The organism is Proteiniclasticum aestuarii, from assembly GCF_017368455.1.
Taxonomy (GTDB): Bacteria; Bacillota; Clostridia; order Clostridiales; family Clostridiaceae; genus Proteiniclasticum; species Proteiniclasticum aestuarii.
The window spans coordinates 39,158-51,631 of record NZ_JAFNJU010000011.1 but is presented as its reverse complement, the minus strand read 5'-3'; the positions used below and the strand labels follow the sequence as shown (position 1 = coordinate 51,631).

Sequence of the window (12,474 nt, the reverse complement as noted above, 5' to 3'; positions counted from 1 at the left end):
GAGAAGAAGTATGGAGTATAAAGAATATGAGCAAATCAGAAACTGGATCCACCGAAATGCCAGACCACTGGATCTTGCCAGATGGGCATTTCATTTCGAACACAAAGGCAGCGAAGAAGTGATCCGAATGCTTTCCTTTTATCAGAATGAGGATGGGGGTTTTGGCCATGGTCTGGAACCGGATTCCTGGAATCCAGGCTCCACGCCCATCACCACCAACCGGGCTGCGGAGATTCTAAGAGAAATCGGACACGGAAACAGGAAACATCCCATGATCGTCGAGATGCTTGCCTATCTGGCTTCCGGTGAGGGGAAGATGGGTCATAAATGGCTGTTCTCCGTTCCGGAAAACAACACTTATCCCCACGCACCCTGGTGGGAAACAGAAGAGGATGGAACAGTGACGCCATTTAACCCTACAGCATCTCTTCTGAGATTCATTCTGGACTTCGGCGACTATAAATCCGACCTCTATATGCTGGCTTTGAATGAGATGGAATCCATGAAAGAGGAGTTCGTCAAGGCGGAAGAGCCTTCCATGCATGATCTGATCTGTCTGGAAACCATACGGGACTATCTGGATGAGGAAAGACTGAATGAGCTGGAGATGAAAGAAATCGAAAGGAATCCGGAGAAGTGGAAGGAGTATACCTGCAGACCTTCAGCTTTCATCAGGGATGCGCAGCATCCTCTTCTGAAGCACGGCGACATGAAAGCGCTTCTTGAAATCGAACTGGACCTTCTGGAGCAGTCTCTTCACCCTGACGGATACTGGGAAATCAACTGGAGCTGGGGAACATTTCCCGAAGCTTTTGCCATTGCCAGAAACTGGTGGAGAGCAGATGTCACCATCAGAAATCTGCTTCTTCTGAAAGCCTTCGGAAGGCTGTAGCATCTGTAGGATGCGGTAATAACAGGTACAGGGTTTGAACAATAAGCGAACCGCTCCTTGTCAGAAAGTCATTGTATAGAACAGAAATCAGTTTGTTGAGTTCCATCACTATGATGGGACTCTTTTAACATTGAAAAGGATAGAAGTAATATAACGAATCAGACGCATTGAGTAAATTTATGATTACAGTGAAATATCCCATGTAAGATGAATATGAAATAAAAGAATAACCTATGCATTTTATTCACATTAGTCTTTTTTGACCTGATTTTATCCTTGGAAATTTCTGATTTCCTAAACATGTACGAACAGGATTGACAACGGTTTCACCTTTGGTTAAAATGATAACGAACAAACTATGCGTAGATTGTTTAAAGAATGACGAATAAAGCAAAAAGGTACCATTTAAGGAAATGGAAAGTTGTTAGACCAGGCTGAAGTGAAAAATGACTGAATATTCCATAAATGATTCTTTTTATGCGTTTATTTGTCTAATCAAGAGAGGGGATAAAAGAATGAAAAAGAATCGTAAACTTGTCATCTTATCTGCACTGCTTTCCAGCATGATGTTGCTCTCAATAGGATGTTCCTCAGAGACAGACGATGGTGACAGCGATGGTACCGTGGATATCGGTATTGTTCTTCCCACAAAAGACGAGCCTAGATGGGTACAGGATGAAACCAGATTCATGGAAGCTCTTGATGAAACCGAATACTCTGTAGAGATTCTATTCAGCCAGGGATCTTCAGCAAAGGAAAAAGAGAATGTGGAATCACTGCTCACCAAAGGCATCGATGTGCTCATCATCTGTCCCCATGACGGGGATGCCGCTGCTGCCGCTGCTGACGCCGCTGCTGCAGAAGGTGTGAAGGTCATTTCCTATGACAGACTGATCACCGGAACAGATGCCGTGGACTACTACGTAACCTTTGATTCCATCGCTGTTGGTGCAGCCCAGGGACAGTATCTCATCGACAAAGCATCCGGAACAGACAATCCTTTATATCTGTATGCCGGTGCAGCATCGGACAACAACGCATTCCTGTTCTTTGAAGGAGCATGGAGCGTACTTCAGCCTAAGATTGCAGATGGAACATTTGTCATCAAGAATTCACCGGAAGCCGTAAATCTACAGGACAAAGCGGAACTGACGAGAGACGAAATGTCCAGGATCATCGGTCAGATCACGACAAACTGGGATTTCAACGAAGCCAAGAACAAGGCGGAATCCCATCTGACTGCAGCCACTGCAGCGGATAAAGGGGATGTATTCATACTGGCTCCTAATGATGGTACAGCAAGATCCATTGCCGACACATTCGCCACAGACAGTGATGTGACGAGCTACGTCGTAACAGGACAGGATGCTGAAATGGCATCTGTACAGTATATCATCGACGGAAAACAGTCCATGACGGTATTCAAGGATGTAAGAACACTGGTCAAGGACTCCATCGATATGGCGGTTTCCATCCTGATGGGTGAATCCCCTGAAACCACAGGCACCTACGACAACAAGTCCAAGGAAGTGCCTGCGAAGCAGACAGAAGTCATCACTGTTGATCAGGAGAACGTAAAGGCAGCGCTGATTGATTCCGGTTACTACGAAGCATCTGAATTCACCGGTCTGGAATAACAGCAAGACTGAAATTCAACTCTTTAAGGTTCAATATAGTGAAAGCCTTTCGCGAGGCTTTCACTATTTATGATATTGTACGGAATTGAAAGTCTTCAAAAAGTCAGACTTTCTTCACATGAGGATGATTTGCGCGAAACAGAGGAGAGGGAAATAGTATGGAAAAAGCCCTTAAGACAGACTATATTCTGGAAATGAACAACATCACCAAGGAGTTTCCAGGCGTGAAAGCCTTGGATCATGTGAATTTCAAGGTCAGAAGAGGAGAAATTCACTGCCTCGTAGGTGAAAACGGAGCCGGCAAATCCACACTGATGAAGGTCTTGTCAGGTGTGTGGCCCTATGGCTCCTATGAAGGAGACATTGTACTGAATAACGAAATACAGAGATTCCAGGGGATACAGGATAGTGAAAAAGCTGGGGTTGCCATCATATATCAGGAACTCGCACTTATACCGGAGCTTTCCGTGTACGAAAATATTTATCTCGGACATGAGATCAGAAAAGGAAGAATCATCGACTGGAATGAAACCATCAAGATGTCGAAAGAGATGCTGAAGAAAGTGAGATTGAACGTTAATCCCGAAACGAAGATCAAGGAACTGGGTGTAGGAAAGCAGCAGCTCATAGAGATCGCCAAGGCTTTCAGCAAGAACGTAAGCCTCATCATTCTAGACGAGCCTACCGCAGCGCTCAATGATGATGATTCGGAGAACCTGCTGAAACTTCTTCTGGAACTGAAAGAGGAAGGCGTCACGTCCATCATGATTTCCCATAAGCTGAAAGAAGTCATACAGATCGCAGATACGGTCACCGTACTGCGAGACGGCAAGACCATCTGCTCCCTTTCCAGGGAAAAGGGAGAGATCTCCGAACCGGTTCTTATTCGAAACATGGTGGGAAGAGCCATTGATGACATCTTCCCCAAGAGGCTGGAGAAAAACATCGGAGAGACCGCCCTTGAAGTGAGAAACCTCAATGCCATCAATCCCAAGAACGGGAAACAGGTCCTGAAGAATGTCAGCATGCATACGAGAAAAGGAGAAGTTGTGGGCATCGCAGGCCTCATCGGTGCGGGACGAACGGAACTGGCCACCAGCATCTTCGGCAATCCCAAAGGATTCAGAATGGAGGGGGCAATCCTTCTGAATGGTGAAGTCATGCACTTTCACCATCCCAAGGAGGCCATTAAGGCAGGCATCGCCTATGTCACAGAAGATCGTAAGGCGGAAGGGCTCATCCTTCTCCAGGATATCAAACACAATATTTCCATGGCGAATCTCAAGGCCATTGCCAGCAGAGGGGTCGTCAATGAGAATGAGGAAATCAATGTAGGGGAATACTACAGAAAATCGCTGAACATCAAAACTCCATCCGTGGAGCAGCTTACGAGAAATCTCAGCGGTGGAAATCAGCAGAAGGTATCCATCGGTAAATGGCTCAATACAAAACCTCAGGTGCTGATTCTTGACGAACCGACCAGAGGAATCGATGTGGGTGCGAAGTTTGAAATCTACACCATCATCAACAGTCTCATTGCAGAGGGCATGAGCATCATCATGATCTCCTCGGAGCTTCCTGAAATACTCGGCATGAGTGATCGCATCTATGTAGTGGCAGAAGGCAAGATCACAGGTGAACTGGATGTGAAAGAAGCCACTCAGGATAAGATCATGGAACTTGCGACAGTCTGAAGAAGTGGAGGAGGAGAAAATATATGGAACTTTTCAATGATCTCAAAACCATGCTGAAAAAGAACATCAGAGAATACGGCATGTTCATTGCACTCTTTGCCATCATGCTGGTATTTTCCATTCTGAGTGATGGGGTGTTCATGTCTCCCAGAAACATCAGTAATCTGATCAACTCCATGGGATACATTGCAGTGCTGGCTGTAGGCATGACCCTGATTCTTGTCATCAAGCACATCGACCTTTCAGTGGGATTTGTAGCGGGCTTTCTTGGGGCTGTGGCCGCAACGCTGCTCACTTCCTACAATCTGCCGGTCCTTGCAGTCATTCCTGTCGTTCTTGCCATTGGTGTCCTCATAGGACTTTTTAACGGGTTTCTGGTTGCGAAACTTCAGATTCCTGCATTCGTCGTAACACTGGCAGGCATGCTGATCTTCAGAGGGGCACTGCTCCAGGTCACCGCCAAGACCGGAACCATCATCGTTCCGAATCAGACTTTCAATAACATCGGTGTGGGCTATATACCAGACCCCGTGAAGCTGATTCCAGGTTTTCATACACTGACGCTGGTGCTGGGTGCGCTTTTCATCGTGTATTACATCTGGTCTCAGTTCAAGAACCGGAAAAATAAGCTCAAGTACAATTTTGAAGTTGTGCCCATCAAGATCTTCTACATCAAGATGGTTTTTGTTTCCTTTCTCATCGGGTATGTCACCTATATTCTATCCGACTACAACGGACTTTCCTGGACAGTGGTCATCGTGCTCATCGTCGTGGCGATCTACCACTTCATGACCACGAAAACCGTTCTGGGCAGACATATCTATGCGGTGGGTGGAAACGATGAAGCAGCGAAGCTCAGCGGAATCGATGTGAAGAAGGTCACGCTTTTCGTCTTCGCCTCCATGAGTATGCTGGCTGCCTTATCTGGTATCCTCTTCACGGCAAGACTTCAGTCCGCCACCGTCACAGCCGGTACAGGCTTTGAACTGGACGCTATCGCTTCCGCCTACGTGGGCGGTGTTTCCGCAGCTGGTGGAGTAGGAAGAGTCACAGGGTCCATCATCGGAGCCCTGGTCATGGCTTCTCTCACCAGCGGCATGAATCTTCTCAATGTAGGGGCATCCTATCAGTACATCATAAGAGGTGCCATCCTTATTCTTGCCGTCGTCTTTGATGTGCAGACAAGAAACAAGAGCAAGTAGGGATAGAGTAGGCATAGAGAAGGAGAAAAACAGTATTGAAAAAAGAGACCTGAAAATCCACATGGACGATCAGGTCTCTTTCATCTCTTCTTAATGATTTTCCATTTCAGAATGAAGAAATCCCCTCATCATTTTGGAATCTTCCAGAGTCTGTAGTAACGGGAGAACTGGGTGCCGGAAACGATGACCTGGTTTTCAGGGTTTTCCTTCTGAGTGAAGAGATAGCCGGAGCCCATCTGGTCTGAAAGGGTATAGCCTTTTAGGACAGGCAGGGAAGTAAGCAGATTCTCATCTGCCTCTGTTTCTGAGATATAGTAGAGAAGCCCTGTATCCTCATCATACTTCACAAACTCCTGGTCACTCCCTGTAAGCTTCAGGACACCTGAAAGTACAGAGACGGTGTTTTTCTCCTGGGTCAGAAGGGGTTTTGCCCAGATAAGCAGAAAGAGCACCAGAAGTATCGAGACGGATAGTAGAATGGACTTTTTCTTCATACAGATCACCTCACATTTGTATGGGTCCATTATAGCAGTGGTGCACAGGAAATAGTGACAATATCATGAATATCCAGGATTTTATGCTTCCGGTTTAATGGGAGCGGGATGCCTTACTATTTTAAATGCAGTATCACTTGGTTATAATGATAGGAAGAGTACACGAAGAACAGGAGAAATCTATGGAATACAGAAAACTTTTAGACCGCTGCATGCTCTGTCCCAGAAACTGCGGTGTCAATCGGAACCAGGGAGAAATCGGATTCTGCGGAGTCACAAGCGAGCTTCTCGTGGCACGGGCAGCCCTTCACATGTGGGAGGAACCTTGTCTGTCCGGAGAAAAAGGTTCAGGCACCGTGTTTTTTTCAGGATGTGCCATGGGATGCGTATTCTGTCAGAATCATGAGATCGCCTTAGGCAGAAAAGGAAAGATCATTTCCGTTTCCAGGCTGGCTGAGATCTTTCTGGAACTGCAGGAGAAAGGGGCTAACAACATCAACCTGGTGACCCCCAGCCACTATGTGCCGCAGATCATAAAAGCCATCAGGCAGGCAAAGAAAAGAGGTCTGGTTTTACCCATCGTCTATAACAGCAGCGGCTATGAGAAAGTGGAGACCCTGAAACTTCTGGATGGCCTCATCGACATCTACCTCCCGGACTTCAAATATATGGATGGCGAGATCGCTCACAGATATTCCAGATGCAGAGATTATGCACAGTTTGCGAAACCTGCCATAGAGGAGATGGTGAGACAGACAGGAGAGCCGCTCTTTAATGAGGAAGGCATCATGATTAGAGGAACCATCGTCAGGCATCTGAGTCTGCCGGGTTTTCTCCATGACTCCAAGGACATTCTGACAGATCTTCAGGACACCTTCAAAGACCGGATCTTCATCAGCATCATGAACCAGTACACCCCCATGATCTCTCTTAAGAAGTATCCTGAGCTTACGAGAAAAGTGACGAAGGAGGAGTATGATGAGCTGGTGATGTTTGCAAAGCTCATCAGAATACACCATGCATTCATTCAGGAGGAGGAGACCCAGGATGAGAGCTTCATTCCATCCTTCGACGGAGAAGGGGTCTAGAAAAGCACTATGATTAAAGTATCCTGTGAGGAGGAGAACAGATGGAGCTACTGAAAAAACTGAAGAGAAAAAGCCAGGGGCAACTGGTTCTTCTGGATCTGCCTGAACTTTTGGAGCCCCTCCGAAAAGAGTTTGAGGACATTCTATCTGTGGAGAATAGTCTGAAGGAGGATAAAGCGGATTTCATTCTGGCCTTTTTCCATACCCAGGAGGAAATAAGAGAGAAAGTCCCTTTTATCATGGAGAAGGTCCATGCAGATACGCTCCTCTGGGTATCCTACCCGAAGAAATCATCCAGGAAGGTTTCTTCCGACATCACGAGGGACAAAGGCTGGGAAATCTTCGGCGAATATGGCTATGAACCCGTAAGCCAGATTTCCATCAGTGAAGACTATTCGGCCCTGCGCTTTCGTCCCCTGAAGAACATCAGAAGCTTCAGAAGAAATGAAGAGATGATTCTATCGGAAGAAGGCAGAAAGAGAAGCAAAGGAGAAAGAGGGGAGTAAACGGACGAAGAAAAAGGGAAAGAGAGATGCCTATGCATTTGACTTTCCCTAAAGGACAGTTATTCCTGCCTGTTCCTATGTTCTACGATTTTTCCAGGGTCGCTGATGATTTCAATGGTGGAGTGGCTGACACGAAGCTCAGTGGTGAGAAACCGCACTTTTTCTTTGATGTCCTCAATCTTACGCTGATTGTCCGTGGTGACGAAGAGCGTTGCATTCAAGGCGTTTTCTTCTCCGTCGATGGACCAGATATGAAGATGGGTCACGGCATGGACATCATGGATCTTCAGAATATCATCTTCCAGTCTGTCCAGATCCACATGGGAGGGGACGCCTTCCAGGAAGATGTGCATGGTGCTGATGAAAAGCGGCAGGGTCTTCACGAAGATGAAAGCCGCAATGAGAAGGGACAGGATGGGGTCCAGGATATACCACTGGGTGTAGCGGACCACGATGCTAACAACCAGCACCCCCGCCCAGCCCAGCACATCCTCCAGCATATGGACATTCAGAACCTTTTCATTCTGACTGGTCCCTCTGCTGAGAAGCCACGCCGCATAGCCGTTCATGGCGATGGCAAGGACCGAGATGAGAAGCATGCCTTCCGCGTTGACTTCTTCCGGAGCAAGAAGCCTCGGAATACTTCTTGCGAAGATGAAGACAGAGCCTACAAGAAGCACCACGGAGGTGATCAGCGCGCCCATGAGAGAGAATCTCTGATGACCGAAGCTGAAGCGATTGCTGGGCTCCTTTCTGGAATATTTCTGGAAGAGCCAGGAAAGCCCGACAGAGATGGAATCCCCGAAATCGTGGATGGCATCGGATAAGATGGCCATGGAATTGAAGAGCAGTCCGAAGACCACCTCAAAAATGGAGAAGAAGAGATTGAGAAAGAAGACGATTTTGATGTTCTTCACAGATTTGTCGGGATTGTTGAAATCCACTTCATGACTGTGCCTGTGATCATGACCAAGCCCTTTCCTATGGTCGTGCTCTTCGGGAGCATTCTTGCTATCCTTGTCTTTCGGATAGGCGATGACTTTCTCCTGGGCGAAAATCAACCTGACGTCATCGTCCTTCATATCATCAGGAACCGTGATTTCCTTTTTTTCATAATCCACTTTGACCTCTTCCCCGTGGGGGAGCTTCTTAAGCTTCTGTTCCAGTCTCACGCCGCAGTCTCTGCAGTGGAGACTCTGCAGTTTATATATTCTCATGAAGATGCCTCCTTCATTTTTAGATTGATCTGGTTTCATAGATTCATCTTATCACAGCAGAAAGTCCTTTTGCTATTGATTCCTGATGTTGTATGATGAATAAAAGAGGATGAGGAGAATTCGTTATGAATCGCATTGAGAAGGAACGGGAAATATTTCATTATCTGCTGAAGGATCTTCTAAGCCATGAAGAAGTGCTGAAGATGAAAGCGTACATCCAGCATGGAGACCTTTCCACTTACGACCATGCGGTGAATGTGGCCTGGGTGAGCTTCAGGCTGTCCAGGAAACTGGGGCTGAAGGTGGATGAAAGAAGCCTTCTTCGAGGCGCGCTTCTCCATGATTTCTATCTCTACGACTGGCATGAGCGAGACGAAAGCAGAAAGAGATTTCACGGCTTTCATCATCCCAGAACAGCGCTTAGAAATGCCAGAGCGCATTTTTCCGTAAACAAAATCGAAGAGGACATCATTATGAAACACATGTGGCCCCTGACACCGAAGCTTCCAAGATACAGGGAAAGCTGGGTGGTCACACTGGCAGACAAGTACTGCAGCGTGAAGGACACCTTGGGGTTTGAAAACAGGGAAAGACACACAGAATAAAACGCAAGCAGAATGAAATCAGAAGAGGAAAGAAGGCGGCAGGAATAGAGATGCTGCCAGGAGGAGACATGACCATAGAAAACACCAGCAGAAAAATAAACATACTGGATCATAAGGAAGACTTCATTGAAAGGATTCTTTCCTGGTATCAGTGGGAAAGAAGAACCATGCCCTGGAGAGAAGAACCGCTTCCCTATTACATCTGGCTGTCGGAGATTATGCTCCAGCAGACGAGAGTGGACACGGTGATTCCCTATTTTCACCGGTTCATCGGGAAATACCCGGACATCAGAGCATTGGCGGAAAGTGATGAGGAAGAGCTCATGAAGTACTGGGAAGGCCTGGGATACTATAACCGGGTGAGAAACCTCAGAGCCACAGCCATGGATCTTGTGGAGAATCATGGAGGCAGGCTTCCGGAAACCTACGAGGAGCTTCTGAAGCTGAAGGGCATCGGTGAATATACCGCCGGAGCCATCGCCTCCGAAGCCTTCGGGCAGAAGGTGCCTGCAGTGGACGGGAACGTCTACCGCGTCATGGCCAGGCTTCTAGGCGTCAGGGAGGACATCAAGGAGAGGAAGACCCAGCAGCTGCTGAAAGAAACGGTGAGCGCGCTGCTTCCCGAGGAGCAGGTGGGCGATTTCAATCAGGGACTCATCGAAGTGGGCGCGCTCATCTGCATCCCCAATGGCAGCCCGAAATGCGGACTCTGCCCGGTGAGAAAATACTGTATTGCCTTCGAAGAAGAGATACAGGATGAAATTCCCAGAAAGAAGAAGCCCAAGGAGCGAAGGGTGGAAGAGCGCACCGTACTTCTTCTGGAACATGAAAGCGCCTATGCCATCCGGAAAAGACCGGAAGGAAAACTCCTCGGGGGACTCTATGAATTCCCCCATGAAGAAGGATTCTATGGTCCCGAGGAAGTGAGAAAGCTTGTGAAAGAGATGCATCTTAGCCTTTTGTCCATGGAGCCGCTGAAGGAGAAGAAGTTTCTCTTCACCCACATTGAATGGAAGCTGAAAGCCTACCATATCAGGGTGGAAAACCCTGGGGAAGAACTGCTCTTTGCAGACCGTGAAATCATCCGTGAGAAATATACTCTTGCCACGGCCTTCAGAGAATATCTGGAGAAGCTGGACGAGGAGCAGCAGGCCTCCTTTCTCTAGATAGTAAAGCTTGGGAGGACCCGCTGCATAGAAAGAAACCAGGATCATGAAGGAGGAGAAAAGCCATGCCACTTAAAATTGTACAGGGGGATCTCACTGAAATGAAAGTGGATGCCATCGTCAATGCCGCCAACACCACCCTGAAGATGGGGGGAGGCGTCTGCGGCGCCATTTTCCTGAAGGCAGGTCCAGAAGAGCTTCAGAAGGAATGCGATGCAATCCACATGTGTCCTGTGGGAAGTGCAGTGATGACAAAAGGATACCGACTGAAAGCCAAGCACATCATCCACGCGGTGGGTCCCATCTGGCAGGGCGGGCATCATCAGGAGGAGGAAATGCTGAAAAGCGCTTATGAAAGTGCACTGAAGCTGGCGGAAAGTCATCATCTGGAGTCTGTGGCCTTTCCCCTCATCTCTTCCGGCATCTATGGCTATCCCAAGGAGGAAGCGCTGAGAGTGGCCAGAGAAGCCATCACGGACTTCCTCGAAAATTCCGATCTTCTGGTGTATGTGGTGATCTATGATCAGCGGTCTCTGAAGATCAGTGCGGAGAGAAGATCCTCACTGGAGAAGTACATACTGGAATACTATGAGCATGAACAGAGAAGAGGGCTTGTCAGAAGAAAATGGGAATCGGATGACCGCTATCTGGATAGCGCTATGGAAACGCCATCTCTGTCCATTGAGGAAGCCACGGAAAGCATCTCGCTGGAAGATTATTTCGACAAAATGGAGGAGACCTTTTCGGAAAGACTCCTGAAACTCATCGACGAAAAAGGCTATACCGATGCACAGATCTACAAGAAAGCGAACATAACAAGACAGCACTTCTCCAAAATCAGAGTGGATAAGGACTATCAGCCCAGGAAAAATACAGCCATCTCCTTTGCCATCGCTCTGGAGCTCAATCTGAAGGAAGCGCTGGATCTTCTGGGGTGTGCAGGATATACCCTTTCTCATTCCAGCATGTTCGATACCATCATCGAGTATTTCTTCGTCACGAAGAACTATGATATCTTTGAAATCAATGAAATTCTGTTTGCCAAAAAAGTGCATACACTAGACTAGAGAAATGTCGCCTGGGAGGCGACCTTTTTCGTTTTTGCCTCTGCTATGATTACATCATCAAACAGATGGAGGGAACGAAAATGAGAAAAGAAAAAAGAACAGATCTGGTGATGATTCTAGACAGAAGCGGTTCCATGTCAGGACTGGAAAGAGACACCATCGGCGGATACAATGCCATGCTGGAGGATCAGAAAAGACTTCCTGGCAAAGCTTACGTCACCACGGTGCTCTTCAACCACAACGTGCGCATTCTTCATGACCGGGAAGACATCCGGATTGTGAAGCCCCTGACCCATAAAGAGTACCACGTATCAGGCACCACAGCGCTCTACGATGCCATCGGCATCACTCTGGACCATATGGAGAAGCACTACAAGGAGAGGGGAAGCAGTGAAGACCGCGTCCTGGTGGTGATCACCACCGACGGTATGGAAAACGCCAGCTCGGAATACCATCTGGCCGCCATCCGAAGCAGAATCCAAAGGCTGAAGAAGCATTATGGATTCGAATTCATTTTCCTGGGTGCCAACATGGATGCGGAAGATGTGGCAGGGGATTTCGGTATCCAGAAAGACCGTGCCGTAACCTATCAAGCGGATGTGATCGGTACGAAGCTGAATTTTGAAACCATCAGCTATGCGGTGGAGAATATGAGAATGAATAGTTCCATCCCTGATGACTGGAAAACGGATATTGAAGCCGATCAAAAGGAAAGAAAGAGAAAGGATCCGAACCGATAAAATCTGGAAAGCCGAAAGTCAGATATTTTTGAGAGAGGGAAAATCCTTCTCTCTTTTTTTGAATCTGCTAAAGTGATGAAGAACTTCAGCAACTATTTAACGATTCATTTAAAATTGATTCAATATTTTGTCAATAGATGGTAAGATAGAAGGGTAATATGGAATA

General features: G+C 47.3%; 12 protein-coding genes. 10 read left to right on the top strand and 2 right to left on the bottom strand.

Translation table 11 applies throughout. The features are described from left to right. Positions 1-10 precede the first annotated feature (10 nt). The 4 genes from J3A84_RS13330 to J3A84_RS13315 all read left to right on the top strand — a co-directional run bounded on the left by J3A84_RS13330 (position 11) and on the right by J3A84_RS13315 (position 5,425). The gene (locus J3A84_RS13330; RefSeq protein WP_207600539.1) at positions 11-892 is read left to right on the top strand and encodes a hypothetical protein; all 882 of its coding nucleotides are present in this window, start codon (positions 11-13) and stop codon (positions 890-892) included. A 515-nt stretch (positions 893-1,407) separates the two neighbouring features. Then, a complete protein-coding gene (locus J3A84_RS13325; RefSeq protein WP_207600538.1) occupies positions 1,408-2,529 on the top strand; it encodes a sugar ABC transporter substrate-binding protein in 1,122 nt (373 codons plus the stop codon). A 158-nt stretch (positions 2,530-2,687) separates the two neighbouring features. Next, positions 2,688-4,223, top strand: coding sequence for a sugar ABC transporter ATP-binding protein (locus J3A84_RS13320; RefSeq protein ID WP_207600537.1), 1,536 nt, complete (start codon positions 2,688-2,690; stop codon positions 4,221-4,223). 23 nt (positions 4,224-4,246) lie between these two features. Beyond that, complete coding sequence (locus J3A84_RS13315) at positions 4,247-5,425, top strand: sugar ABC transporter permease (RefSeq protein WP_207600536.1); 1,179 nt, start codon at positions 4,247-4,249, stop codon at positions 5,423-5,425. A 128-nt stretch (positions 5,426-5,553) separates the two neighbouring features. Here the strand turns inward: J3A84_RS13315 and J3A84_RS13310 are convergent, their stop codons facing one another. Further along, complete coding sequence (locus J3A84_RS13310; protein ID WP_207600535.1) at positions 5,554-5,919, bottom strand: hypothetical protein; 366 nt, start codon at positions 5,917-5,919, stop codon at positions 5,554-5,556. 182 nt (positions 5,920-6,101) lie between these two features. Between J3A84_RS13310 and J3A84_RS13305 the strand changes: the two genes are divergently transcribed. After that, entirely contained in the window at positions 6,102-7,007 is a 906-nt protein-coding gene (locus J3A84_RS13305) for a radical SAM protein (protein WP_242694243.1), read from the top strand. Between the two features lie 41 nt (positions 7,008-7,048). Beyond that, a complete protein-coding gene (locus tag J3A84_RS13300) occupies positions 7,049-7,513 on the top strand; it encodes a hypothetical protein (protein ID WP_207600534.1) in 465 nt (154 codons plus the stop codon). A gap of 59 nt (positions 7,514-7,572) precedes the next feature. Here J3A84_RS13300 and J3A84_RS13295 read toward each other — a convergent pair whose 3' ends face one another. Further along, complete coding sequence (locus tag J3A84_RS13295; RefSeq protein WP_207600533.1) at positions 7,573-8,730, bottom strand: cation diffusion facilitator family transporter; 1,158 nt, start codon at positions 8,728-8,730, stop codon at positions 7,573-7,575. Between the two features lie 125 nt (positions 8,731-8,855). Here J3A84_RS13295 and J3A84_RS13290 point away from each other — a divergent pair, with 125 nt between their 5' ends. From J3A84_RS13290 to J3A84_RS13275, 4 genes are all read left to right on the top strand, one after another. Beyond that, positions 8,856-9,335, top strand: a complete 480-nt coding sequence (locus J3A84_RS13290) for an HD domain-containing protein (protein ID WP_207600532.1) — start codon at positions 8,856-8,858, stop codon at positions 9,333-9,335. A 68-nt stretch (positions 9,336-9,403) separates the two neighbouring features. Beyond that, positions 9,404-10,501, top strand: coding sequence for an A/G-specific adenine glycosylase (gene mutY, locus J3A84_RS13285; protein ID WP_207600531.1), 1,098 nt, complete (start codon positions 9,404-9,406; stop codon positions 10,499-10,501). A 65-nt stretch (positions 10,502-10,566) separates the two neighbouring features. Further along, positions 10,567-11,568, top strand: coding sequence for a macro domain-containing protein (locus J3A84_RS13280; RefSeq protein ID WP_207600530.1), 1,002 nt, complete (start codon positions 10,567-10,569; stop codon positions 11,566-11,568). A gap of 80 nt (positions 11,569-11,648) precedes the next feature. Then, positions 11,649-12,308, top strand: a complete 660-nt coding sequence (locus J3A84_RS13275; RefSeq protein WP_207600529.1) for a vWA domain-containing protein — start codon at positions 11,649-11,651, stop codon at positions 12,306-12,308. The last annotated feature ends 166 nt before the right edge of the window (positions 12,309-12,474 follow it).